Consider the following 25,059-nt stretch of genomic DNA (forward strand, 5'->3'; position numbering starts at 1 on the left):
TGCCCCTCATCCGCCCTTCGGGCACCTTCTCCCCGCGGGCGGGGAGAAGGATGAGCGTCGTGCCACGGCTACCGCCGTTCGGCCAGCCAGCCGGCGCGCAGGCCGAGCATGTACATCGCGATCGTCGAGCCGGCGATGGCGGTGATGTCGGCGTGGTCGTAGGCGGGGGCCACCTCGACGACGTCGGCGCCCTTGATGTGCAGCGCGCCGAGATGGCGCAGCACCGACAGGATCTTGGCGCTCGACGGGCCGCCGGAGACCGGCGTGCCGGTGCCGGGCGCATAGGCCGGGTCGAGGCAGTCGATGTCGAAGGTCAGGTAGCACGGCCGATCGCCGACATGTCGGACGATCGTGTCGGCGATCTCGCCTGCCGTCATCTCCTCCACCTCGTAGCCGTAGACGATGCGGATGCCGCAGTCCTCGGGCGCATGCGTGCGGATGCCGACCTGGATCGAGGTCTCCGGGTCGATCACCCCGTCCTTCACCGCGCGGGCGACGAAGGAGCCGTGGTCGATCCGGCCCTTCTCGTCCGGCCAGGTGTCCTGGTGGGCGTCGAACTGCACGAGCGACAGCGGCCCGTGGATCGCCGCATGCGCCTTCAGCACCGGCCAGGTGACAAAGTGGTCGCCGCCGAGCGTGAGCAGGAAGGCGCCGGATTTGAGGATCTTGCCGGCCTCGCGCTCGATCGTTGAAGGCGTCTTCTGGTGGTTGCCGTAGTCGAGCAGGCAGTCGCCGTAGTCGATCACCGCCATGTTCTCGAACAGGTCCTGCTGGAAGGGATACTGCGGGTCGTTGTCCATGATCGCCGATGCCCGGCGGATCGCCTGCGGCCCGAAGCGCGCGCCCGGCCGGTTCGAGGTGGCCGCGTCGAAGGGGATGCCCCAGACGACGGCGTCGACGTCCTTCAGGTTCTTGGTGTAGCGGCGGCGCATGAAGGAGAGCACGCCGGCATGCGTCGGGTCCGACGCCGCGCTTGTCAGTGATTTCGCCGTGATCGCGTGGTCGATCGTCCTGTTGGCCATCCGCCGTCCTCCTGGTGTGGCTGGACGTTGGCCAATCGGCGCCTGGAAGACAAGGGGCGGGCGGACGATTTCCACCGCGCCCCGCGCCCGGTCAGGATGCCTTGGCGGCGAAGGTCGGCGCGAAGTCGCCGAGCGCCTTGGCCTCGCGGATCGCAGCGCCGATGTCCTCGTCGTTGATGGCGTCGAGATCGGCGAAGCTGTCGATCACGTAGTAGATCGGCTGGACGATGTCGATGCGATAGGGCGTGCGCAGCACCGTCATCAGGTCGAAGGGCCGGAACTCGCAGGCCTTCTCCACCATCGCCGCCCGCGTCTCGTTCGGCGAGGAGACGATGCCGGCGCCGTAGCAGCGGCGGCCCTTTTCGGTGTTGATCAGCCCGAACTCCACCGTGAACCAGAAGATGCGGAACAGGTGCCAGGAATAGTCCTTGCCGAGCGCCACCGCGTTCTCGCCGAAGCGGCGCACGAAGCTGGCATAGGCGGCATTGGTCAGGAGCGGGCAGTGGCCGAACACCTCGTGGAAGATGTCGGGCTCCTCGATATAGTCGATATGCTCGCGGCGGCGGATGAAGGTGGCGAGCGGGAACTTGCCCTCCGACAGCAGCTGGAAGAACTTCGACGGCGCGATCAGCGCCGGCACGCCCTCGACGCCGAAACCGGTCGCCCGCTTCAGCCGCGCGTCGACGTCCTTCAGTTGCGGCACCCGCGGCGCGTCGAGGCCGAGCGTCTTCACGCCTTCGAGATACTCGTCGCAGGCCTTGTCGGCCAGAAGCGCGATCTGGCGGCCATAGAGCTCGCTCCAGATCGCATCCTCCTCCGGTGTGTAGGCGTAGATGCCGTCCTGGTCGGGCAGTTTCGCGGTGTATGTGCTTTCCTTCGGCATCCTCGCCTCCCGTCGCAGCAGGCCGAAGCCCGCATCGTCTCGTTCCGGAAAATTGTAGTCGAAGGCGGCGGATAGACTTTTCATTCTGCCAGGCCGATACTGGCGTTCCTGAATGAAAATCGCGGGGAGGGCGGTCTTCATGAAAGAAATTGATCAGGCCGGCCTGCGCCTTCTCCGAATGCTGCAGCAGGATTGCAGCCTGGCGCTCTCCGATCTCGCCGAGCGCGCCGGCATGTCGCAGAGCACGGCGTGGCGCAAGGTGCAGGAACTGGAGGCGGCGGGCGTCATCCGCCGGCGGGTGGCGCTCCTGGATGCGCGCCAGCTCGACCTCAAGCTCTGCGTCATCGCCCATGTGACGCTCGACGACCACCACGAGGAGGCGATCGAGTCCTTCTCCGCCGTCGTGCGGAGCCATCCGGAGATCATGGAGTGCTACGCGCTCTCCGGTGCATTCGACTACATGCTGAAGATCCGCGCCGCCGACGTCGAGAGCTACGAGGCCTTCATGACCCGCCACCTGCTGCGCAATCCGCACGTCCGCAACGTCGTCTCATCTTTCGTGCTGCGCGAGATGAAGGCCTCGACGGAACTGCCGATCTGAAGGGCCGTATTTCTGAGGGGCAGTATCGATGCGTCGCGTGCGAGGCGCGTCCGCCGCATGCCTGTGCCGGTTCGGCGAAAGGTTTCCCTCGCGCCGCGGACGCGGCGCGGCTGGATGCCGGATCAAGTCCGGCATGACGGGAGGAGATTCATGTGCCGGAGCGGAGCAGTACCCGCTACGGGCCGCAGCACATGTTCCTCTTGCCGCCGGCTGAATGGACCGGGTGCTGCACGGGGTGTCACTGAAGCGAAGGGGCCCACCGCAGTCCGTCATGCCGGACTTGATCCGGCATCCAGCGCGCGCAAGTCCTTGCGCGCGAAAGGTGCGCAGGCGATTCCGGGCTTGGAAGCGCCCCAAAACGAGAAAGGCCGGGACGAGCCCGGCCTTCCAGATATCCGCAAAGTTCCAAGAGCGATCAGCGCTTGGAGAACTGGAACGAACGGCGGGCCTTGGCCTTGCCGTACTTCTTGCGTTCGACGACGCGCGAGTCGCGGGTCAGGAAGCCGCCCTTCTTCAGGACCGAGCGCAGGCCCGGCTCGAAGTAGGTGAGCGCCTTGGACAGGCCGTGACGGACCGCACCGGCCTGGCCGGAGAGACCGCCGCCGGCAACGGTGGCGTCGATGTCGAACTGGCCTTCGCGGGCGGCTGCGACGATCGGCTGCTGCAGGATCATCTGCAGGACCGGACGGGCGAAGTAGGCCTCGAAGGACTTGCCGTTGACGGTGATCTTGCCGGAGCCGGGCTTGACCCAGACGCGTGCGACGGCGTCCTTGCGCTTGCCGGTGGCATAGGAGCGGCCCTGGGCGTCAACCTTCTTGACGTGAACCGGGGCGGAGGAAGCCGGAGCGGCTGCCGCCGTGCCGAGGTCCTTCAGGGAAGAGAGGTCAGCCATACTCAGGCGCTCCTTACGTTCTTGCTGTTCAGCTTGGCGACGTCGAGGACGGCCGGCTGCTGTGCTTCGTGCGGATGGTTGGAACCGGCATAGACGCGCAGGTTCTTCATCTGGCGACGACCGAGGGGCCCACGCGGGATCATGCGCTCGACGGCCTTCTCGATGACGCGCTCCGGGAAGCGGCCTTCGATGATCTGGCGCGCGGTGCGCTCCTTGATGCCGCCGGGATAGCCGGTGTGCCAGTAGTACTTCTTGTCGGAGTACTTCTTGCCGGTCAGGGCGACCTTTTCCGCGTTGATGACGATGACGTTGTCGCCGTCGTCGACGTGGGGCGTGTAGGTGGCCTTATGCTTGCCGCGCAGGTGGTTTGCGATGATGGAAGCGAGACGACCGACAACGAGGCCTTCGGCGTCGATGAGGATCCACTTCTTTTCCACCTCGGCGGGCTTCTGTACGAAGGTTGCCATGGTAAAACTCTTTTCGTTTGGACCCGCGGCGCGGACGCCCGGGCGTTTCTTGTTGCTTGGTTGGCCGGCGCAAGGCCGTGCCAAAAACGAAAGCGGCCCGAAAGGACCGCGATCTGCGGCGGCTTATAGGCGAAGCGCCTCGGAGCGTCAAGCGCCCGGATTTTGATGCCTGTGATAAAAATCTATAAAAATCAATGCTTTGAAATTGTGGTAATTTGATACCACAAATTATCGCGGCGGAATCGAGTAGGTCGCGCTCGCATGGGCGACCAGATCGCCCTCCATTCCGGCCGAAATCGACGCCTCGATGACCGCCAGCCGCTTGCCGAGTTTCAGGAGCCGGCAGTCGCAGGTGAGCGGCCCGGGCTCCGGCTTGCGCAGGAAATTGATGTTGAGATTGGTGGTGACAGCGAGCGCCACCGGGCCGATATGGGCGAGCACCGTGCAATAGGCCGCCACGTCGGCAAGGGCGAACATCGTTGGCCCGGAGACCGTTCCGCCGGGCCGCAGGTGCTTTTGCGAGGGCGAGAGCCGCATGGCGACGGTGCCGGGCCCGACATCGGTCACCTCGAACACCTTGCCGTCGGTGTGGATCTCCGGAAAGTCGGTCTCCAGGAAGCGGTTCAGGTCTTCGACCGTCATGACCGGGGTGAAGTGCGTCGCCATCGTCTCGTCCGTCGGCTCGTGTGTTTTGGAAGTGATAGGGGCGAACCCATGCCGGATGCAATCGGCGTAAAGTCTTACGTCCGGCCGGCGCGGACAGTCTCGGTCTTGAATGCGGCTCTCTGCACGGCTACCACGGCGGAGAAGACAAGAGGAATGACGAACAGGGAGAATGCCGCCATGGCTGACGTGGTCCAGTTGCACAAGGGGGAGGCGGGTGGCCTGGTGCTGCAGGAGCGCAACGGCGCGGTCCTGCGGCTGACGCTCAACAACCCGCCGGCCAACGTGCTGTCGATCGCGCTGATGGAGGCGCTGTCGGCCGCCCTCGACGCGGCCGCGGCCGACGAGACGGTGCGGGTGGTGGTGCTCGCCTCCGGCGGCAACCTCTATTCGGCCGGCCACGACCTGAAGGAGATGACGGCGCATCGCAGCGACCCCGACGGCGGCCGCGCCTTCTTCGAAAAGACCCTGCGCATGGCCGCCGACCTGATGCTGAAGATCGCCGGCCTGCCGCAGCCGGTGCTGGCCGAGATAGACGGGCTGGCGACGGCCGCAGGCTGCCAGATCGTCGCGACCGCCGACCTTGCGATCTGCACCGACACCTCCGCCTTCTGCACGCCGGGCGTCAATATCGGGCTGTTCTGCTCCACCCCGATGGTGGCGGTGACGCGCGCCGCCCATCCGAAGCAGGCGATGGAAATGCTGCTCACCGGCGAGACGATCGACGCCTCGACCGCCAAGGATTTCGGCCTCGTCAACCGCATCGTGCCGAAGCAGTACCTGCGCCAGGTCGTCGACAAGTACTGCGCCGTCATCGCCTCGAAGTCGCCCGAGGCGCTCCGCATCGGCAAGGCCGCCTACCGCGCCCAGGCCGGCCTGCCGCTGCCGCAGGCCTACGAGACGGCCGTCTCGGTCATGGTCGACAACATGCTCCGCGACGATGCGAAGGAGGGCATCGGCGCGTTTCTGGAGAAGCGGATGCCGGAGTGGCCGGGGGCGTGAACTACTCGTAGTGATACCGGCAGGCCGCGATTTCGAGTTGCTGCGCCTCACCCGTACCGGTGAGACGGTAGATCAGCCGGTGTTCCTGCGTGATGCGGCGGGACCAGAAGCCCTTCAGCTCGCCGCGCAGCGGTTCCGGCTTGCCAAGGCCGGAGAAGGGTGTCCGCTGACAGTCGCGGATCAGCGCGAGCAGCTTTGCCAGCGTCTTGCGGTCGTTCTCGATCCAGTAGAGGAAGTCTTCCCAGCCGGCCGTCGAAAAGCATAGTTTCACTTGCGAGCTGCCGACAGTAGGTCATCCATCGTCCGCTCCACGCCCTTGCCTTCGTTCAGTTCTTCGACCGACCGCGCGAGCCGTTCGCGGTTCGCCGGATTGGCGAGAAGGTACATGGTTTCCTTCCAGCTCTCGAAATCGGCGAGCGACATCACCACCATGGGTTCGCGGTTCTGCCGCGTGACAATCAGCTCGTCGTGATCGTTTTCGATCTGGTCGAAGTGCCTGGCCATGTTGGCGCGCAAATCGGAAAGGCTCACGATTTTCATGTCTCGGCTCCTGTACGCATCTCTGTACATTAGTGGAGTCGGGCGGAGAGTTCAATGATCCGCTCGCCGGTGGCTCACCCCAGCCGCAGCACCAGAACGCCCGCGGCAATCGTGGCACCCGCGATGTAGCGCCAGATACTGGCCTTTTCCTTGAGGAACACGACCGAGATCACCAGTGCGAACAGGATCGCGGTCTCCCTGAGGGCGGCCACGGTCGCCACCGGCGCCCTGGTCATCGCCCAGAGCGCGAGGCCGTAGGAGGCGATCGAGCCGCCGCCGCCGATCAGCCCGCGCTGCCAGTTGCGGCGGACATGGTTGCCGACGACGTCGACCCCGCGCTGCCAGATCGCCCACGAGAACAGGAGCACCGGCGGCAGCAGTGCCATCCAGAGCGTATAGGAAATCGCGTTGCCGGAGAGGCGCGCGCCGGCGCCGTCGATGAAGGTGTAGCAGGCAATCACGCAGGCATTGGCGAGCGCCAGCAGGAAGGCGTGCCGGCTGCCGTGGCGGCTCTCGAAGGCCAGCGTCAGCACGCCGGCGCAGATGATCAGGATGCCGGCGAGGGCGCCGGTGGAGAGATGCTCGCCGAGCACGATGCCGCTGGTGGAGGCGACGATCAGCGGCGCTGCGCCGCGCATCAGCGGATAGACGAGCCCGATGTCGCCGGCGCGGTAGGCGGCGGCGACCAGCTGGAAATAGGCGAACTGGAACAGCGCCGAGACGGCGATGAAGGGCCAGGCCGCGGGCTTCGGCAGCGGCACGAAGGGCAGGAAGGTGAGCCCGAACACGCCCGCTCCGAGCGCGATCATCGCCGCATCCAGCGACTTGTCGCTGCCGGCCTTGACCATGGCGTTCCAGGTGGCATGCAGTGCCGCGCCGAGAAGCACGAGCGCAATCACGTCTATCGGCACGGCGGACCCCGGTCGGTTCGGATGGCGGGCGCACCGGCAGGGCACCCGCGCCCTACATCGTCCGAAATCCTGTCCTTGGCAATCGGGGCCGACGTTGCGGAAGATAAAAATCTGCTCTGTCCTGCCCCGCGTCGGTGCGGTCCCGGGCCCGCCCCAGACCCGCCCCAGACCCGCTCAAGTGCCGCAGTCGCCATTGCCGACGAATTGACGTATCATGAACGATTGATACGGATCGGGAGTGCAGGGCGGAGGCTGCCTTGCCGTCACGACGGCCGCCGGGAGGCATCGATGAACCACGATCACTATGCCAGCACCTATATCTGCGACATCCTGCGCCAGGTTCATACGATCGCCGTCCTCGGCGCCTCGCCCAACCCGTCGCGCCCTTGCCATGGCGTCATGGATTTCCTGATCGCCAAGGGTTACCACGTCATCCCCGTCAACCCCGGCCATGCCGGCAAGCAGATCCTCGGCCAGACGGTCGTCGCGCATCTGTCCGACATCGACGAACCGGTCGACATGGTCGATGTGTTCCGCGCGCCGTCGCAACTGTCGGCGGTCGTGGACGAGGTGCTGGCGCTCCACCCGCGGCCGGCGGTCATCTGGGGCGAATACGGCGTGCGCGACGACGCCGCGGCCGAAAAGGCCGAGGCGGCCGGCCTGCGCGTGGTGATGGACCGCTGCCCGGTCACCGAGTTCCCGCGCCTTACCCATCATCGCGCATCCTGATCCGGCCTTCCCCTACGTCAGTTGCGTATTGACAACCGCCGCAGTCTCTCCATGCTTCCGCGCAAACGAGGATGCGGCATGAACCACGACACCTACAGCGACTTCTATCTGGCGGAAATCCTGCGGCAGACGCGCGTGATCGCGCTGGTGGGGGCTTCGCCCAACCCGGAGCGTCCCAGCAATCGCGTCATGGCCTTCCTTCTGCGCAAGGGCTATCGGGTCATCCCGGTCAATCCGGGCCAGGCCGGCAAGGAGATCCACGGCCAGAAGGTCTATGCCCGCCTGGCCGACATTCCGTTCCCCATCGACATGGTCGACGTCTTCCGCGCCGCCAGCGCGCTTCCCGCCCTCGTCGAGGAGGTGCTGGCGCTCGATCCGCTGCCGAAGGCGATCTGGGGCCAGCTCACCGTCCGCGACGATATCGCCGCCGCGCGGGCGGAGGCCGCCGGCATCAAGGTGGTGATGGATCGCTGTCCGGCGATGGAACATCCCCGGCTGATCGGCTGACCGGATCGCGAAATCTTTCTTTGACCGTCCCCGCCGGCTCTGGAATAGTTCGGGTGCCGGGAGCGCACAGAACGCGCAAGGCATTGAAACAAGACGCGTATCGACGCAAACAGCAGCACGGATGCCGACGTGGCGCGTGCCGGACGGGAGGTCTCACATGACGAGAAACAAGCCGGGCTTTGCCACGCTCGCCATACATGCGGGTGCTGCCCCCGATCCGACGACGGGCGCGCGCATCACGCCGATCTACCAGACAACCAGCTTCGTCTTCGAGGATACCGAACACGCCGCCTCGCTGTTCGGCCTGCAGGCCTTCGGCAACATCTACACCCGCATCATGAACCCGACCCAGGCGGTGCTGGAGGAGCGCGTCGCCGCCCTGGAAGGCGGCACGGCGGCCCTTGCCGTCGCCTCCGGCCACGCCGCCCAGCTTCTCGTCTTCCACACGCTGATGCGCCCCGGCGACAATTTCGTCTCCGCCCGCAAGCTCTATGGCGGCTCGATCAACCAGTTCGGCCATTCGTTCCAGAACTTCGACTGGCACGTGCGCTGGGCCGATACCGACCGGCCCGAGAGCTTCGAGAGCCAGATCGACGATCGCACCAGGGCGATCTTCATCGAGAGCCTCGCCAATCCCGGCGGCACCTTCGTCGACATCGCCGCGATCGCCGCAATCGCCCACCGCCACGGCCTGCCGCTGGTGGTCGACAACACCATGGCGACGCCCTACCTCGTCCGTCCGTTCGAGCACGGCGCCGACATCGTCGTCCATTCGCTGACGAAATTCCTCGGCGGCCACGGCAACTCGATGGGCGGCATCATCGTCGACGGCGGCACCTTCGACTGGTCCGCGTCCGGCCAATATCCGGCCCTGTCGGAACCGCGCGCCGAATATGCCGGCATCGTGCTGCACCAGACGTTCGGCAACTTCGCATTTGCGATCGCCTGCCGGGTGCTCGGCCTGCGCGACCTCGGCCCGGCGATCTCCCCCTTCAACGCCTTCCAGATCCTGACAGGCATCGAGACGCTGCCCTTGCGCATGCAGCGCCATTGCGACAACGCGCTCGCCGTCGCCAAATGGCTGAAGGGCAACGACAAGGTCTCCTGGGTGAACTATTCCGGCCTCGAGGGCGATGCCAACCACGCGCTGCAGAAGCGCTATTCGCCGAGCGGAGCCGGGGCCGTCTTCACCTTCGGGCTGAAGGGCGGCTACGAGGCCGGCAAGCGCTTCGTCGAGGGGCTGGAGATGATCTCGCATCTCGCCAATATCGGCGACACCCGTTCGCTGGTGATCCACCCGGCCTCCACCACCCACCGCCAGCTGTCGCCCGAGCAGCAGACCGCCGCCGGCGCCGGCCCGGACGTCGTCCGCCTGTCGATCGGCATCGAGGACGTCGCCGACATCATCGCCGACCTCGACCAGTCGCTGGCGAAGGCGTAGGAGCTGAATCTATGACCAAGACGCTCCCCCTCGACATTCTGGCCGTCGAGCCCGAGATCGGCCGGCCGGCCGAGGACCGCCTGATTGCGGGCAATCCGGAATTCCGGACCTGGAACCTCGAGGAAGCGGACGGCGGCATCTATGCCGGCGTCTGGGAATCGACGCCCGGCAAATGGGCGATCCGCTATGACGAGTGGGAATATTTCAACATCCTGTCCGGCCATTCCATCGTCACCTCCGAGGACGGCGAGGTGATCGAGCTGAAGGCGGGAGACCGGCTGATCATCCGGCCCGGCTTCAGGGGAACCTGGGAAGTCGTCGAGACGACCCGCAAGGACTACGTCATCCGGCTCTGACCGGCCGATCGCTGCGAACAGACCGCGGAGGGGGCGGAACACCCCTTTGATCGCGCCTGCGCGCCGTCGCCGTCACCACGCCAGGTCCAGCCGCTCCAGCCCGTGGAAATGGTAGACGTCCTTGACGACCGGCGTCCCGGCGAGCCGCAGCCCCCTCAGGCGGGCAAACAGCAGCGGCAGCACGATGTTCAGTTCCAGCCGCGCCAGCGGCGCGCCGATGCAGAAGTGGATGCCGGCGCCGAAGGAGAGGTTGGCGCCCTCGTCGCGGTCCGGGCGGAAGGCGAGGGGGGCGTCGAACTTCCGCGGATCGAGATTGGCGGCCGCAAGGATCAGCGCGATCTTGTCGCCGCGGCGGAAGGGGATGCCCTCGATCTCGACGTCCTCCAGCGCATAGCGCTGGAAGATGTGCACCGGGGCGCAGATGCGCAGGCATTCCTCGATCGTGCGCTCGGTCGTCTTCTCGTCGGCAAACAGCGTCGACGGATCCAGCCCGCTGTCGAGGATGACCCGCACCGCATTGCCGATCTGGTGCACCGTCGCCTCGTGACCGGCATTCAGGAGCACGATCGTCGTCGAGATCAGCTCGTCGTCGGTGAGCAGCTGCCCCTTGTGCTCGGTGTGGATCATGTGGGTCAGCAGGTCGTCGCGCGGTTCGGCGCGACGCTCGGCGATGACGGTGCGCACATAGTCGGCAAATTCCGCCGCGGCCCTGTCGGCGGCATGCTCGTCGGCTTCCGTGCGGCCGAACATGTACATGCGCACATAGGCGTGGCTCCATCTCAGGAGCTGTGGCCCCATCGCGTCCGGAATGCCGATCATCCGCGCGATCATCGTCACCGGCACGATATCGGCGAGGGCCGAGAGCAGTTCGACCTGGCCGTTCTTCTCGAAGCCGTCGATCAGCCCGTCGGTCAACGCCGTGATCTCCGGGCGCAGGCGGTCGATCTGCCGGGAGACGAAGGCGCGGTTGACGAGCGTGCGCAGCCGGGTGTGCTCCGGCGGCTCGAGCTCCAGCAGCGACCAGGCCTCGGCGGCGTCGAAGTGTTGCAGATGCGGCTGCGGCGCCGCCATGCCCAGCTCCTCGCGGCTCGCCACGTGCAGGATCTGGCGGCCGAAGCGCCGGTCGCGCAGCAGCGCGTTCACCTGGTCGTATCCGGTGAAGTACCACTGCCTTTGCTCCTCCCAGTAGAACGTGGGGCAGTGTGCATGCAGCGCTGCATAGACCGGGTTCGGATCGCTGTAGAAGGCGGGATTGCGGGCGTCGAGGGACACCCTGCGGCTGGCGGCGTCGATGGAGAGGAAGGAAAACGGCTGGCTCATGCGGCAAGACCTATTCGATTTTTCGACAGGCGAAAAGCGCGGCGTTGCGGCTCCGAAGCGGCGGGCCCTGCTCCATGTCGTCGAAGACCTTGACGTGGTCGAGTAGCCAGCGAGGGCGGCAGGCTTGTATTCCGCGACAACGTCAAGGCGAAGGATTGCGCGGTCATCCTGTGGTGGCGGCAGGGGGCGCCGACCGAACCGATCGCCGGCGAGTTCAGCTTCCGCCTGCAGGCCGACGAGGAGGCCGGCGAACTGTCGCCCAGGGCGGCGCGCGACGCCTGGACCGCGCTCTCGGTCATTGCCTCCAACGTCTACGCCGACCCCGCCGGCAAGACGAAGACGGCACTCGTCTACGACTGATGCCCGGGCGGGGCTACTCCCCGACCGCCACGCCCTCGCGCCGCGGATCGGCGCTGCCCTTGAGGCCGTCGGCGGAAATCTCGATCGCCTGCAGCCCGGAGGTCAGCGCGCCGATCTTGATCTCGTAGCCGAGTGCCTTCAGCGGCTCGGCGAGCTTCTCGGCCCCGGTGCCGGCCTCGATCTCGAAGGTGCCGAAGCGGTTGAGGAGATGCGGCATGGCCACGATCTGGCTGACATCCATCCCCCAGTCGATATAGGCGATCAGCGCCTGGGCGACGTAGCCGATGATCTGGCTGCCGCCGGGCGAGCCGATGGCCAGCAGCGGCTTTCCGTCCTTCATCACGATCGTCGGCGCCATCGAGGACCGCGGGCGCTTGCCCGGCTCGACCCGGTTTGCCACCGGCACGCCGTTGTCGTGGGTTTCGAAGGAGAAGTCGGTCAGCTCGTTGTTGAGCAGGAAGCCGCCCGTCATCAGTCGCGAGCCGAAGCCGTTCTCGATCGTCGTCGTCATCGAGACGACGTTGCCGTCCCGGTCGACGATGACGAAATGGCTGGTGGAGGGCAGCTCGATCGCACGGTCGCGGCCGAAGTTGAGCGCGTGGTCCCATTCCGGCTCGCCCGCCTTCACCGCTTCGTCCGCCAGTGCCTTGTCGCCGTCCAGCAGGGCGGCGCGCTTTCCGAGATAGTCCTTCTGCATCAGCCCCTTGATCGGCGCCGGCACGTAGTCTGTGTCGGCGAGGTAGCGGCCGCGGTCGGCAAAGGCCAGCCGCTGCGCATCGCCGATGATCCGCCAGCTCTCGGGATTGTCGCGCCCGAGCCCCTTGATGTCGAAGTTCTCGATCATGCCGAGCGTCTGGCCGACCGCGACCGCGCCGGAGGAGGGCGGTCCCATGCCGCAGACCTCGAGCGCCCGGTAGCTGATGCAGACCGGCGCCCGCTCCCGCACCCGGTAGTCGACGAGATCGTTCAGCGCCAGCACGCCGGGATTGCCGGCGGCCATCCGCACGGTGTCGACGATCGCTTCGGCGATCCGGCCGGTGTAGAAGGCGTCCGCGCCGCCTTCGCCGATCGCCCGCAGCGTCTCGGCATAGGCCGGGTTCTTCAGGACGGCGCCGGCCTTCAGCGGCGCCCCGGCCTTGTCGAAGAAGTAGGCCTTCGTCGCCTCGTACTTCTTCAGCCCGTCGCCCTCCTCGGCGATCAGGGCCGCCAGCCGCGGCGAGACGGCAAAACCGGCATCGGCAAGTGCGGCGGCCGGCTCGAACAGGCGCTTCCATTCCTGCCGGCCCCAGCGGTTGTGCGCCTCCTGCAGCAGCCGCACGGTGCCGGGCGTGCCGACCGAACGCCCGCCGACGACCGCATCCATGAACTTCATCGGCTGGCCGTCCTTGTCGAGGAACAGCCGCGGGGTGGCCATCTGCGGTGCCGTCTCGCGGCCGTCGAGCGTAGTCAGGCGCTTGCGGCCGGCATCGTGGTAGACGAGGAAGGCGCCGCCGCCGAGACCGGAGGATTGCGGCTCCACCAGGCCCAGGACCGTCTGGACGACGACGGCCGCGTCGATGGCGCTGCCGCCCTGCTTCAGGACCTCGGCCCCCGTCGCCGCCGCGATCGGATTGGCGGCGGCGACCATGTAGGATTTTGCCGTGACGAGCTTCGCCGTTGCGGCAGGCGTCGCCGCCTCGGGCGCGATGGCATCGGAGGCCTGCTGCGCGGGTGCGGGGACGGCGGTCAGCGCGAGTGCCGCAACGGCAAGAGCGAAAAGTCTCCTCGACATGGAACCCTCCCTCGAAATGGCCGCAATACTATGGCCCGGTGCGCCGCCAGTGGCAATCGACGGGGGTGTGGCCCGCGTGCCGGAAAGCGCCGGAGGTCATGCTTCCTTTACGCTGCGGGCCTATTGCACTGTGGATATCGGCCAAAGGGTTTCACCGGTTAACCCCAATCTGCCATTGACCGGACCCAAAGTTCCTGCGCGTCTTGAAGTGAGGCACCGGGACACTCTATGTAGGGAATATGAAGAACTGTTGATTCCCGGCGCTTTGCAAAGGTTTCGGGCACATTGAAAAGGGTTGCTATGAGAAATCCCGTTGATACCGCGCTGGGCCTCGTGCCCATGGTTGTCGAGCAGACCAACCGCGGCGAGCGCTCCTACGACATCTTTTCCCGCCTGCTGAAGGAACGCATCATCTTCCTGACCGGGCCGGTGGAGGATTCCATGGCGACCCTCGTCTGCGCCCAGCTGCTCTTCCTCGAGGCCGAGAACCCGAAGAAGGAGATCGCCCTCTACATCAACTCTCCGGGCGGCGTCGTTACCTCCGGCATGGCGATCTACGACACCATGCAGTTCATCAAGCCGGCCGTCTCGACGCTCTGCATCGGCCAGGCCGCCTCGATGGGCTCGCTGCTGCTCGCCGCCGGCCACAAGGACATGCGCTTTGCGACGCCGAACTCGCGCATCATGGTGCACCAGCCGTCCGGCGGCTTCCAGGGCCAGGCCTCCGACATCGAGCGCCACGCCAAGGACATCATCAAGATGAAGCGTCGCCTCAACGAGGTCTACGTCAAGCACTGCGGCCGCACCTACGAGGAGGTCGAGCAGACGCTGGATCGCGACCATTTCATGAGCGCGGAGGAAGCGCTCGACTGGGGTCTCGTCGACAAGGTCATCACCACGCGCGAGGCCGTCGAGGGCGAGCAGGCCGGCTGATTGCAGGGGATTGGGCGTGGGGCGGATCGGCAATGACGCATTTGTAATGCTCCAAGGGCTTTATCCGCGCGCCAAAGACGTTAATAATGGCCGTCACGCCGTGGTCACATATCGTGAACCCGTCGTCGGTAGGGTGGGGGTTTCGTTGCCACCGGTCGAAAGCGTTCGTTTCGGCCGGCCAGTACCCCGAAGGGCCCGGGTGGGCCGGTGTGGAAACCGGACCACGGGGCGGGTTGAGTGGTCCGCGCAGGCTGTTGGGTCTGTGCGACGTGCCGGAAGGAAAGTGATATGAGCAAAGTCAGCGGCAGCAACGGCGGCGACTCGAAGAACACTCTCTATTGTTCATTCTGCGGCAAGAGCCAGCACGAAGTCCGCAAGCTGATTGCGGGACCGACGGTGTTCATCTGCGATGAATGCGTCGAACTGTGCATGGACATCATCCGCGAGGAGAACAAGACCTCGATGGTGAAGTCCCGTGACGGCGTTCCCACGCCGCAGGACATCATCAAGGTCCTCGACGAATACGTGATCGGCCAGCAGCAGGCCAAGCGCATCCTCTCCGTCGCCGTGCACAACCACTACAAGCGCCTGGCGCACGCCGCCAAGGGCTCCGACGTCGAACTGGCGAAGTCGAACATCATGCTGGTCGGCCCGACCGGTTGCGGCAAGACCTATCTTGCCCAGACGCTCGCCCGCATCATCGACGTGCCCTTCACCATGGCCGATGCGACGACGCTGACGGAAGCCGGCTATGTCGGCGAGGACGTCGAGAACATCATCCTGAAGCTCCTGCAGGCCGCCGACTACAACGTCGAGCGCGCCCAGCGCGGCATCGTCTACATCGACGAGGTCGACAAGATCTCGCGCAAGTCCGACAACCCGTCGATCACCCGCGACGTCTCGGGCGAGGGCGTGCAGCAGGCGCTCCTGAAGATCATGGAAGGCACGGTTGCCTCGGTTCCCCCGCAGGGCGGCCGCAAGCATCCGCAGCAGGAATTCCTGCAGGTCGACACGACGAACATCCTGTTCATCTGCGGCGGCGCCTTCGCCGGCCTCGACAAGATCATCTCCGCCCGCGGCGAGAAGACCTCGATCGGCTTCGGCGCGATGGTGCGGGCGCCGGAGGACCGGCGCGTCGGCGAAGTGCTGCGCGAGCTGGAGCCGGAAGATCTCGTCAAGTTCGGCCTGATCCCGGAATTCATCGGCCGTCTGCCGGTTCTGGCGACGCTCGAGGACCTCGACGAGGACGCGCTGATCCAGATTCTGTCGGAGCCGAAGAACGCGCTCGTCAAGCAGTACCAGCGCCTGTTCGAGATGGAAGACGTGGAACTGACCTTCCACGAGGACGCGCTGCGCGAGATCGCCCGCCGCGCCATCATCCGCAAGACCGGCGCGCGCGGCCTGCGCTCGATCATGGAGAAGATCCTGCTCGACACCATGTTCGAGCTGCCGACGCTGGAAGGCGTGCGCGAGGTCGTCATCTCCGACGAGGTCGTCAAGGGTTCCGCCCGCCCGCTCTACATCTACTCCGACCGCTCGGAGGAAAAGGCGAACGTTTCCGCCTGATGTTCGATCGCGCGGATCCGCCGCCGGCGGGTCCGCTTCTTTCAGCCCGCTTCGCCGCCACTATCCACGGTTTTGCGAGCAGTCGAGATTGGCAGCCGGGGCTGCCGCAAGCATGATGCGACGATTTCGCATGGCATGGCTGCACCGGGCGCCGGACTGCGCCGCAAGATGCCGTTGCCTGCGCGGGGCATGAGGTGGCATTGCCGCGATCGGCAGCCGGGATTCTGACAGGATTTCAGCGTCTTGCCACCGGAAGCGCCGGCCGCGAGATTGGCGCTGGGCAAGCGTCGCGACAGGTGCCGGGCCCAGAGTGGTCTTCTTCGGGAGGGCACGGGCGGCGGCGGGGCGGCCTTGAAAAGTGGTTAACGTGAGTCCACTTGAGGGTGGAAGAAAGTTAGCCGGATTGGCGCAACAGGGCGCTCCGGCATCAGCTCCCGGCAACGGGAAGTTGGAAAGGACATGACATGACGAAGAAAACGTCTGGCGCGCAAGAGAACATGGCATTCCCGGTGCTGCCGCTGCGCGACATAGTGGTGTTCCCGCATATGATCGTGCCGCTGTTCGTCGGCCGCGAGAAGTCCATTCGCGCGCTCGAGGAGGTGATGGGCACGGACAAGCAGATCATGCTTGCCACCCAGATCAACGCCGGCGACGACGATCCGGAACCCGATGCGATCTACAAGGTCGGCACGGTCGCAAACGTGCTGCAGCTGCTCAAGCTGCCCGACGGCACCGTGAAGGTGCTGGTCGAGGGCCGCGCGCGCGCCGAGATCGAGAGCTACACCGGCCGCGACGACTTCTACGAGGCGCTGGCCCACGTTCTGCCGGAGCCGGATGAGGATCCGGTCGAGATCGAGGCCCTGTCGCGCTCCGTGGTCTCCGAGTTCGAGAACTACGTAAAGCTCAACAAGAAGATTTCCCCGGAAGTCGTTGGCGCCGCAAGCCAGATCGAGGACTACTCGAAGCTGGCCGACACGGTTGCCTCGCACCTCTCCATCAAGATCGTCGAGAAGCAGGAGATGCTCGAGACGACCAGCGTCAAGCTGCGCCTGGAGAAGGCGCTCGGCTTCATGGAAGGCGAGATCTCGGTCCTGCAGGTCGAAAAGCGCATCCGCTCGCGCGTCAAGCGCCAGATGGAGAAGACCCAGCGCGAGTACTACCTCAACGAGCAGATGAAGGCGATCCAGAAGGAACTCGGCGACGGCGAGGACGGCCGCGACGAGATGGCCGAACTGGAAGAGAAGATCGCCAAGGCCAAGCTCTCCAAGGAGGCCCGCGAGAAGGCGGACGCCGAATTGAAGAAGCTGCGCCAGATGAGCCCGATGTCGGCGGAAGCCACCGTCGTGCGCAACTATCTCGACTGGCTGACCGGCATTCCGTGGAACAAGAAATCGAAGATCAAGACCGATCTGAACAACGCCGAGAAGATCCTCGACGAGGACCATTTCGGCCTGGACAAGGTCAAGGAGCGCATTGTCGAGTATCTCGCCGTACAGGCCCGCTCCACCAAGATCAAGGGCCCGATCCTGTGCCTCGTCGGTCCTCCCGGCGTCGGCAAGACCTCGCTCGCCAAGTCCATCGCGAAGGCCACGGGACGTGAATACGTCCGAATGGCGCTCGGCGGCGTGCGCGACGAGGCCGAGATCCGCGGTCACCGCCGCACCTATATCGGCTCGATGCCCGGCAAGGTCATCCAGTCGATGAAGAAGGCGAAGAAGTCCAACCCGCTCTTCCTGCTCGACGAGATCGACAAGATGGGCATGGATTTCCGCGGCGATCCGTCCTCGGCCCTGCTGGAGGTGCTCGATCCCGAACAGAACTCGACCTTCATGGACCATTACCTCGAGGTCGAATACGACCTGTCGAACGTGATGTTCGTGACGACGGCGAACACGCTGAACATTCCGGCGCCTTTGATGGACCGCATGGAAGTGATCCGCATCGCCGGCTACACCGAGGACGAGAAGCGGGAGATCGCCAAGCGCCACCTGCTGCCCAAGGCGATCCGCGACCACGCGCTGCAGGAGAAGGAATTCTCCGTCACCGACGGCGCGCTGATGGCGGTGATCCAGCAGTACACCCGCGAGGCCGGTGTCCGTAACTTCGAGCGCGAACTGATGAAGCTCGCCCGCAAGGCGGTCACCGAGATCATCAAGGGCAAGGCCGACAAGGTCGAGGTGACGGCGGACAACATCCATGACTTCCTGGGTGTGCCCCGCTTCCGCCACGGCGAGGCCGAGCGCGACGACCAGGTCGGCGTGGTCACCGGGCTTGCCTGGACCGAGGTCGGCGGCGAACTGCTGACGATCGAAGGCGTGAGCCTTCCCGGCGGCAAGGGCCGCATGACGGTCACGGGCAACCTGAAGGACGTCATGAAGGAATCGATCTCGGCGGCGGCATCCTATGTTCGCTCGCGCGCCATCGATTTCGGCATCGAGCCGCCGCGCTTCGACAAGACCGACATCCACGTGCACGTGCCGGAAGGCGCGACGCCGAAGGACGGTCCGTCGGCCGGCATCGCCATGGCGACCGCCATCGTCTCCATCATGACCGGCATCCCGGTCTCGAAGGACGTGGCGATGACCGGCGAGGTGACGCTGCGCGGCCGCGTGCTGCCGATCGGCGGCCTGAAGGAGAAGCTGCTCGCAGCCCTTCGCGGCGGCATCAAGAAGGTGCTGATCCCGGAAGAGAACGCCAAGGACCTGGCCGACATTCCGGACAACGTGAAGAACAACATGGAGATCATCCCGGTCTCGCGCATGGGCGAGGTGATCCAGCACGCGCTCGTGCGCAAGCCCGAGCCGATCGAATGGGACGCGGCGGCGGCCGAAACGAAGCCTGTCGCCGTCGAATCGACCGACGAGGCGGGTTCCGCGGTGGCCCATTGACGGCCGATCACTAGGAAGAAATTCTCCCCGTTGAGGGGAGTTTCGGGAGGCCGGCAGCGATGCCGGCCTCTTTTCTGTCGAAAAAGACTGTGAAAAGCCCGGAATCTCAGCATTTTCAGGCGAAATCCGGTTGCGGCGGAAGGGTCGATGCGTATTCTGCCCTCGACTTGTACATGAGTCGTTTCGAACCGTATGAAAGGGGTGGAAACATGAACAAGAACGAACTCGTCTCCGCAGTCGCTGAGAAGTCCGGCCTGTCGAAGACGGATGCGGCGTCGGCTGTCGATGCTGTATTCGAGACGATCCAGGGCGAGCTGAAGAGCGGTGGCGACGTCCGCCTCGTCGGTTTCGGCAATTTCTCCGTCTCGCGCCGCGAGGCATCGAAGGGCCGCAACCTTTCGACCGGCGCCGAGATCGACATTCCGGCTCGCAACGTGCCGAAGTTCTCGGCCGGCAAGGGCCTGAAGGACGCCGTCAACGGCTGATCGACCGCGATTGCTTCGGCATGTCTGCCGATAGAGGAAGGGCCCGGTTTCCGGGCCCTTTTTCGTTGCCCTGAACTGTCGTCAATCTGTCATCTGATCGTCATCGTGTTGTAACGGGCGGGGACCACAACCCCGGCATTCCTTGACGCACACTCCGGAGGATCAGATGAAATCCCGTTCCATCATTGCCGGCCTTGCAGCCGTTCTGGCTGCCTCGGTCGCGACCGCGGCGCAGGCCGAGCCGGTCTTCAATCGTATTGCTTCCTTTGCCGTTGCCGACAACCTGCCGGATGGCACCGACCCGAAGACGCCGACCTCCTCCGAGATCATCGCGGCGACCGAGGACGGCAATACGCTCGTCTATTCCGACAGCCCGCTGAAGGCGATCGGCTTCATCGACATCACCGACGCGAAGGCGCCGAAGGCGGGCGGCACCGTTTCCTTCGACGGCGAGCCGACCTCGGTCACCGTCGTCGGCGGCAAGGCGCTCGTCGCCGTCAACACCCGCGAGAGCTTCGTCAAGCCGTCTGGCCTGCTGGCGGTCGTCGACATTGCCACGAAGAAGATCGAGACCACCTGCGACCTCGGCGGCCAGCCGGATTCGATCGCGCTCAACAAGGACAAGACGATCGCCGCCATCGCGATCGAAAACGAGCGCGACGAAGAGGTGAACGACGGCGCGATCCCGCAGATGCCGGCCGGCGATCTCGTCATCGTCTCGCTCAAGGACGGCGCCCCGGACTGCGCCACCGTCAAGCATGTGGCGCTGACGGGTCTTGCCGAAATCGCCGGCGACGATCCGGAGCCGGAATTCGTTTCCTTCAACGGCAACGACGAGATCGCGCTGACGCTGCAGGAAAACAATCACATCGTCATCCTCGACGGCAAGACAGGCACGGTGAAGACGCATTTCTCCGCCGGCACGGTCGACCTCGAGAAGATCGACACCAAGAAAGACGGCGTCATCGCCTTCACCGGCAAGAAGGAAGGCCAGAAGCGCGAGCCCGACGCGGTGAAGTGGCTGGGCGAGGACCGGCTGGTCGTTGCCAACGAGGGCGACTGGGAAGGTGGCAGCCGCGGCTTCACCATCTTCGACAAGACCGGCAAAGTCGTCTACGAGAGCGGCCCGTCGTTCGAATACGCCATCGCCTCGATCGGCCACTATCCCGACAAGCGCAATTCCAAGGGCATCGAGCCGGAAGGCCTGGAGGCTGCGACCTTCGGCGAGGACAACCTCTTCTTCGTCCTCTCCGAGCGCGCCTCGATCGTCGGCGTCTACAAGGACACCGGTGCGGAGCCGGAGCTGCTGCAGCTTCTTCCCTCGGGCATCGGCCCCGAGGGCGCCGTCGCGATCCCGGCCCGCAACCTGCTGGTGACCGCAAACGAGACCGACCTCGGCGAGGACGGCCTGGCGCGCTCGCATGTCATGATCTACGAGCGGGCCGAAGGCACCGCTGCCTACCCGCAGATCAGGTCCGCCGACAAGGACGGCCTGCCGGTCGGCTTCGGCGCGCTCTCGGGCCTCGCCGCGGCCACGGACGAGCCCGGCAAGCTCTTTGCCGTCAGCGACTCGGTCTATGCCTCGGATCCGGCGATCTTCACCATCGACGCCACCCAGAAGCCGGCCCTGATCACCGAGAAGCTCCGCATCACCCGCGACGGCGCCCCGGCGCAGAAGCTCGACATCGAGGGCCTTGCCAATGACGGGGAGGGCGGCTTCTGGCTCGCTTCGGAAGGCAATACCGACAAGCTCTACGCCCATGCGCTGCTGCATGTGAACAAGAAGGGCGAGATCAAGCAGGAGATCGCGATTCCGGCCGAACTGCGCGCCGGCGAGATCCGCTACGGTTTCGAAGGCATCACCACCGTCGGCGAGGGTGACGACATGGTGCTGTGGATGGCCGTCCAGCGCGAGTGGAAGGACGACGAGAAGGGCTTCGTCAAGCTCGTCTCCTACAAGCCTTCGACCGAGGAATGGGGCGCCGTCCGCTATCCGCTGGAAAAGGCCGAGCAGGGCTGGGTCGGCCTGTCCGAGATCACCATCAACGGCGACTATGCCTACATCGTCGAGCGCGACAACCTGCTCGGCAAGGATGCCAAGCTGAAGAAGCTCTTCCGTGTGGCGCTGTCGGAACTGAAGCCGGCCAAGCTCGGCGAAACGCTGCCGACGGTGAAGAAGGAAGAGGTCCGTGACCTCATCCCCGACCTGAAGGCGCTCAACGGCTATGTCGTCGACAAGGTCGAGGGCTTCACCATCGACGCTGCCGGCAACGGCTATGTCGTGACCGACAACGACGGCGTGGACGACTCCTCCGGCGAGACGCTGTTCTTCAGCATCGGCCCCGTCAACGCGATGTGATCGACCGGGCATGAACGACGAGGGCCGGGAGCATTGCTCCCGGCCTTTTGCGTTTTTGACGCATTCGACGAGCCTCAAATACCAGAAACCGAGGCCGGGAGCGTCGCTTCCGGCCTTCTTGTTCCGTATCGGGCATTTCGAAAGGTTGGATCTTGGCGAGGCCGCGCTCCCGCGGGCATCAACCCGCCTGGCGGCTTGCGCCCTCTTCGGCCTCGTCCCGCGCCCGCTGCAGTTCCTGCGTCCGCGCGCTGAGGCATTCCAGGATCTGGGCGAGCTGCGTCTTCTGCTCTTCGTCCAGAACCTCGAAGATCGCCTTGACGATCTTGTGCTTGGGCTCCATCGCCGCATTCATGACCGTCAGTCCGGTCTCGGTGATCGACACGATCTTGGCGCGACGATCGTTGGGGTCCGGCTCGCGCACCACCAGCTTGTCGCGCTCCAGCCCGTCGATCGCTTCGGTGACCGTGCGCGGGGCGAAGCCGAGGGCGGCGGCAATGTCGGTCGAGCGCTGCGGTCCCTCGCAGGAAAGCAAGAACAGGAACTTGCTGCGCGCAAGCGACACGCCTTCATCCATCATGCATTCGTTCACCAGGCGGCTCACCTGGTGATAGATCTTGAACATGCCCTGGGCGATTTCGAGCGTATCAGTCATGAGGTCCAATATAGTTATATTGAGGTACCATGTCAAATGATCTGCCGGTTATATTTTTGTAACCTGCAACTTTTAGTGAACAATGGTCAATCGCATCCTGCTGGCGAACGGCATTCACTGGTGAATAAGCCGGCCATGGCCACCGAAGAGCATTGACCCGCCGGGGGCGGCGCGGAAAGGTCGGGCATGCCTTTCCGCTTCCTGCACACCGCCGATCTGCATCTGGATTCGCCGATCGCCTCGCTTGCCCTGCGCAACGGCGATCTGGCGGACCTCGTGCGCGGCGCCTCGCGGCGGATGTTCGAGCGCATCGTCGATCTCGCCATCGCCGAGGAGCTCGATGCGCTGCTGATCGCCGGCGATCTCTACGACGGCGGCCAGACCTCGATGGCGACGGCGCTGTTTCTCGCCGCCCAGATGCGCAGGCTGGAGGCTGTGGGCATCCGCGCCTTCATCATCCGCGGCAATCATGACGCCCAGTCGCAGATCACCCGCGAGCTGACCTTCCCGCCGAACGTGCACGTCTTCGACGGTCGCGGCCGTTCCGTCCGGGCAGGGGCGCTCGGCAACGGCCGCGAGGTGCATGTGCACGGCATCAGCTTCGGCCAGACGCATGCCCCGGCGAGCCTGCTTCCCGGCTACAGGCCGCCGGTTCCCGACGCCGTCAACATCGGCATGCTGCACACGAGCCTCGCCGGCTCCGGCCGCCACGACAACTATGCCCCCGTCGGCGTGGCCGAACTCCTCGCGCACGGGTTCGACTACTGGGCCCTCGGCCACATCCACCAGCGCGCGGTTCACAGCCGAACGCCGCCGGTCGTCATGCCCGGCATCCCGCAGGGGCGGGACATCAACGAGGCCGGGTCGAAGTCCGTCACGCTCGTCACCATCGGCGACGACGGCAGCTTCGCGCTCGAGGAACGCTTCCTGGCGGTTGCCGCCTTCCAGCGTGTCACGGTCGATCTCTCCGGCATCGAGGAGTGGGCGTCGATGCTGCGCGCGGTCCGCACGGCACTCGAAGATGCCAGGGAACAGGTGTCCGCCGATCAGGTCGTCTGCCGGGTCGCGCTCTCCGGGGCAACTGCGCTCGCCTGGCAGCTGCGGCGCGACCATGACCTGCTTTCCGGGGAGCTGCAGGCGCTCGCGGAGGACGTGGGCGCCTGCTGGATCGAGGCGGTGGAACTCGACGTCCGCCCGGTCGGCCGCACGGAGGTCCGCGAGGACATCGGCGCGCTGGCCGAGCTTTCCGCCATCATCGAGCAGGATGTCCTGTCCTCGCATGCCTACCGGGCCGAATTGCGCGAGACCCTGTCGGGGCTGATGGCGCAGCTGCCGCGCGAGGTGCGCGATCTGCTCGGAACCGACGAGGCGGAGGAGGAGGCGCTGCTCTCCGCGGCCGCGGCGCGCGGCGCATCCGAGGTCATCCCGAGGCTCGCCGCCGAGCGGGAAGGGGACCGCCCCTGATGCGCCTCAACCGTCTCGATCTCACGCGCTACGGCAAGTTCACCGACCGGCGGCTCGACTTCGGCGAGGCCAGGCCGGGCGTTGCCGACTTCCATCTGGTCTACGGCCCGAACGAGGCCGGCAAGTCGACGCTGTTCTCTGCCTATCTGGACCTCCTCTTCGGCATCGAGACCCAGAGCGCCTACGGGTTCCTTCATCCCTATCCGACCATGCGGGTCGGCGCCGACGTGACGATCGGCCAGGAGCGCCACGAGATCGCGCGGCTGAAGCGGCGGCAGGGATCGCTGGTCGATCCGGAGGACCGGGTCCTGCCGGACACGCTGTTCTCGGCCGTTCTCGGCGGCATGGACCGGCAGGCCTACCAGATGATGTTCTCGCTCGACGACGAGAGCATCGAGCGCGGCGGCGAAGGCATCCTGAAGAGCGAGGGGGAACTGGGGGCGCTGCTGTTTTCCGCCAGTTCCGGCCTGTCGGGGATCGCGACCGGGCTGGAGCGGCTGAAGGCCGAGGCCGACGCCTTCTTTCGTCCGCAGGCGCGCAAGCACGAACTGGCGTCGCTCAAGGCGGAGATCGAGGCGCTGCGCGAGGAGCGCCGGGCGCTGGACGTCGCAGCCCGTGACTATGGCAACCTGACGCGCCAGCTGGAGGCCTCGACCGCTGCCTATGACGCAGCGTTGCGCGCCCGCGCCGAGACCAGGGCGGCGATCGACGGGCTGGAGCGCAGCCTGGGTGCGCTGCACCTGCTGGAGCGGTTGCGCAGCCTGCGTACGCAGCTCGCATCGTTCGAGCCCGGCGAGGCGCCGCCGAAGGAGTGGGCCGGCCTCGTCGCCCGGCTGATGCGGGAAGAGGCCGAACTTGCCGCCCGCAGCCAGCGGATCGCCGCCGAACGCCGGCAGCGCGATGAGGCACTGGAGGAACTGGTCGAGGATCCTGAGATCCGTGGCGTCGAGGCGGAGATCGCCGCACTCGCCGGTTCGGAGCTGGAGGCGCGCTACCGCACCGCCGGCATGGATCTCGCCGGGCGGATCGCCGAGCGCGACCGGATCGCTACGGAGATTGCCGGCAAGCTTGCGCGGCTTGCCCTGCCGGCCGGGCTGGACGCCGCCGATCTCGTACTGCCGGCCGATCGCGCGCTGGCGCTTTCGGCACTCGTCGCCGCGCGCTCGGGGCTCGACGAGCGGCTGCGCGCCGCCCGCCGCGAGGAGGAGGAGGCCGCCCGGACGCGGGCCGATGCGGCGGAGGCGGTC

24 protein-coding genes are annotated in these 25,059 nt (G+C 65.8%); 13 read left to right on the forward strand and 11 right to left on the reverse strand.

Annotated elements, in window-relative coordinates:
* Positions 1-68: 68 nt before the first annotated feature.
* Both speB and P0086_RS23705 read right to left on the reverse strand, forming a co-directional pair.
* Positions 69-1,022: an agmatinase gene (speB, locus tag P0086_RS23700; protein WP_112598648.1), complete on the reverse strand. Its 954-nt coding sequence runs from the start codon at positions 1,020-1,022 to the stop codon at positions 69-71.
* Between the two features lie 91 nt (positions 1,023-1,113).
* Positions 1,114-1,905, reverse strand: a complete 792-nt coding sequence (locus tag P0086_RS23705; protein WP_112611759.1) for a phenylalanine 4-monooxygenase — start codon at positions 1,903-1,905, stop codon at positions 1,114-1,116.
* Positions 1,906-2,044: 139 nt separating this feature from the next.
* Here P0086_RS23705 and P0086_RS23710 point away from each other — a divergent pair, with 139 nt between their 5' ends.
* Entirely contained in the window at positions 2,045-2,506 is a 462-nt protein-coding gene (locus P0086_RS23710) for an Lrp/AsnC family transcriptional regulator (protein WP_275790524.1), read from the forward strand.
* Positions 2,507-2,921: 415 nt separating this feature from the next.
* Here the strand turns inward: P0086_RS23710 and rpsI are convergent, their stop codons facing one another.
* The 3 genes from rpsI to P0086_RS23725 all read right to left on the reverse strand — a co-directional run bounded on the left by rpsI (position 2,922) and on the right by P0086_RS23725 (position 4,531).
* Positions 2,922-3,398 carry a 30S ribosomal protein S9 gene (gene rpsI, locus P0086_RS23715; protein ID WP_112611738.1) on the reverse strand — a complete coding sequence of 159 codons (477 nt, stop codon included), beginning with the start codon at positions 3,396-3,398 and terminating at the stop codon, positions 2,922-2,924.
* 2 nt (positions 3,399-3,400) lie between these two features.
* Positions 3,401-3,865 carry a 50S ribosomal protein L13 gene (gene rplM / locus P0086_RS23720; RefSeq protein WP_112598642.1) on the reverse strand — a complete coding sequence of 155 codons (465 nt, stop codon included), beginning with the start codon at positions 3,863-3,865 and terminating at the stop codon, positions 3,401-3,403.
* A gap of 228 nt (positions 3,866-4,093) precedes the next feature.
* Positions 4,094-4,531, reverse strand: a complete 438-nt coding sequence (locus P0086_RS23725) for a PaaI family thioesterase (RefSeq protein ID WP_148149937.1) — start codon at positions 4,529-4,531, stop codon at positions 4,094-4,096.
* A 177-nt stretch (positions 4,532-4,708) separates the two neighbouring features.
* Here P0086_RS23725 and P0086_RS23730 point away from each other — a divergent pair, with 177 nt between their 5' ends.
* Positions 4,709-5,530, forward strand: a complete 822-nt coding sequence (locus P0086_RS23730) for an enoyl-CoA hydratase (protein ID WP_112611758.1) — start codon at positions 4,709-4,711, stop codon at positions 5,528-5,530.
* Between the two features lies 1 nt (position 5,531).
* Here P0086_RS23730 and P0086_RS23735 read toward each other — a convergent pair whose 3' ends face one another.
* From P0086_RS23735 to P0086_RS23745, 3 genes are all read right to left on the reverse strand, one after another.
* Positions 5,532-5,801 carry a Txe/YoeB family addiction module toxin gene (locus P0086_RS23735; protein WP_112611736.1) on the reverse strand — a complete coding sequence of 90 codons (270 nt, stop codon included), beginning with the start codon at positions 5,799-5,801 and terminating at the stop codon, positions 5,532-5,534.
* Positions 5,798-6,070, reverse strand: a complete 273-nt coding sequence (locus P0086_RS23740) for a type II toxin-antitoxin system prevent-host-death family antitoxin (protein WP_112611735.1) — start codon at positions 6,068-6,070, stop codon at positions 5,798-5,800. The genes P0086_RS23735 and P0086_RS23740 overlap by 4 nt, the downstream gene beginning before the upstream one ends.
* A 74-nt stretch (positions 6,071-6,144) precedes the next feature.
* On the reverse strand, positions 6,145-6,981 hold the full coding sequence (locus P0086_RS23745) for an EamA family transporter (RefSeq protein ID WP_275790529.1): 837 nt from the start codon (positions 6,979-6,981) through the stop codon (positions 6,145-6,147).
* A 288-nt stretch (positions 6,982-7,269) separates the two neighbouring features.
* Here P0086_RS23745 and P0086_RS23750 point away from each other — a divergent pair, with 288 nt between their 5' ends.
* The 4 genes from P0086_RS23750 to P0086_RS23765 all read left to right on the forward strand — a co-directional run bounded on the left by P0086_RS23750 (position 7,270) and on the right by P0086_RS23765 (position 10,014).
* Complete coding sequence (locus tag P0086_RS23750; protein ID WP_112599605.1) at positions 7,270-7,710, forward strand: CoA-binding protein; 441 nt, start codon at positions 7,270-7,272, stop codon at positions 7,708-7,710.
* 78 nt (positions 7,711-7,788) lie between these two features.
* Positions 7,789-8,217 (forward strand): CoA-binding protein, encoded by a 429-nt coding sequence (locus P0086_RS23755; protein WP_275790532.1) that lies wholly within the window; start codon positions 7,789-7,791, stop codon positions 8,215-8,217.
* A gap of 157 nt (positions 8,218-8,374) precedes the next feature.
* Positions 8,375-9,658 carry an O-acetylhomoserine aminocarboxypropyltransferase gene (locus P0086_RS23760; RefSeq protein WP_112613672.1) on the forward strand — a complete coding sequence of 428 codons (1,284 nt, stop codon included), beginning with the start codon at positions 8,375-8,377 and terminating at the stop codon, positions 9,656-9,658.
* 11 nt (positions 9,659-9,669) lie between these two features.
* Entirely contained in the window at positions 9,670-10,014 is a 345-nt protein-coding gene (locus P0086_RS23765; protein ID WP_112611730.1) for a cupin domain-containing protein, read from the forward strand.
* Between the two features lie 72 nt (positions 10,015-10,086).
* On the opposite strand, the gene P0086_RS23770 is transcribed toward P0086_RS23765, so the two are convergent.
* On the reverse strand, positions 10,087-11,334 hold the full coding sequence (locus tag P0086_RS23770; protein ID WP_275790534.1) for a cytochrome P450: 1,248 nt from the start codon (positions 11,332-11,334) through the stop codon (positions 10,087-10,089).
* A gap of 373 nt (positions 11,335-11,707) precedes the next feature.
* Positions 11,708-13,465, reverse strand: a complete 1,758-nt coding sequence (gene ggt, locus P0086_RS23775; RefSeq protein WP_275790536.1) for a gamma-glutamyltransferase — start codon at positions 13,463-13,465, stop codon at positions 11,708-11,710.
* A 300-nt stretch (positions 13,466-13,765) separates the two neighbouring features.
* On the opposite strand from ggt, the gene P0086_RS23780 reads away from it, so the two are divergent.
* The 5 genes from P0086_RS23780 (at position 13,766) to P0086_RS23800 (ending at position 21,696) form a co-directional block, all read left to right on the forward strand.
* Positions 13,766-14,398 (forward strand): ATP-dependent Clp protease proteolytic subunit, encoded by a 633-nt coding sequence (locus P0086_RS23780; RefSeq protein WP_112599612.1) that lies wholly within the window; start codon positions 13,766-13,768, stop codon positions 14,396-14,398.
* A gap of 288 nt (positions 14,399-14,686) precedes the next feature.
* Positions 14,687-15,964: an ATP-dependent Clp protease ATP-binding subunit ClpX gene (gene clpX / locus P0086_RS23785; protein ID WP_112599613.1), complete on the forward strand. Its 1,278-nt coding sequence runs from the start codon at positions 14,687-14,689 to the stop codon at positions 15,962-15,964.
* Positions 15,965-16,428: 464 nt separating this feature from the next.
* The gene (lon, locus tag P0086_RS23790; protein WP_112599614.1) at positions 16,429-18,852 is read left to right on the forward strand and encodes an endopeptidase La; all 2,424 of its coding nucleotides are present in this window, start codon (positions 16,429-16,431) and stop codon (positions 18,850-18,852) included.
* A gap of 209 nt (positions 18,853-19,061) precedes the next feature.
* Complete coding sequence (gene hupB, locus P0086_RS23795; RefSeq protein ID WP_097138904.1) at positions 19,062-19,337, forward strand: DNA-binding protein HupB; 276 nt, start codon at positions 19,062-19,064, stop codon at positions 19,335-19,337.
* Between the two features lie 166 nt (positions 19,338-19,503).
* Entirely contained in the window at positions 19,504-21,696 is a 2,193-nt protein-coding gene (locus P0086_RS23800) for an esterase-like activity of phytase family protein (RefSeq protein ID WP_275790540.1), read from the forward strand.
* Between the two features lie 178 nt (positions 21,697-21,874).
* On the opposite strand, the gene P0086_RS23805 is transcribed toward P0086_RS23800, so the two are convergent.
* Positions 21,875-22,348 carry a MarR family transcriptional regulator gene (locus tag P0086_RS23805; RefSeq protein ID WP_112599616.1) on the reverse strand — a complete coding sequence of 158 codons (474 nt, stop codon included), beginning with the start codon at positions 22,346-22,348 and terminating at the stop codon, positions 21,875-21,877.
* Between the two features lie 186 nt (positions 22,349-22,534).
* On the opposite strand from P0086_RS23805, the gene P0086_RS23810 reads away from it, so the two are divergent.
* Together P0086_RS23810 and P0086_RS23815 are read left to right on the forward strand one after the other, a co-directional pair.
* On the forward strand, positions 22,535-23,812 hold the full coding sequence (locus P0086_RS23810; RefSeq protein WP_275790542.1) for a DNA repair exonuclease: 1,278 nt from the start codon (positions 22,535-22,537) through the stop codon (positions 23,810-23,812).
* Positions 23,812-25,059, forward strand: a 1,248-nt coding sequence (locus P0086_RS23815; protein ID WP_275790544.1) for an AAA family ATPase, incomplete at its 3' end; no start/stop codon positions are given. The genes P0086_RS23810 and P0086_RS23815, both read left to right, overlap by 1 nt.

This window comes from Mycoplana sp. MJR14, assembly GCF_029210525.1.
Lineage (GTDB): Bacteria > Pseudomonadota > Alphaproteobacteria > Rhizobiales > Rhizobiaceae > Mycoplana.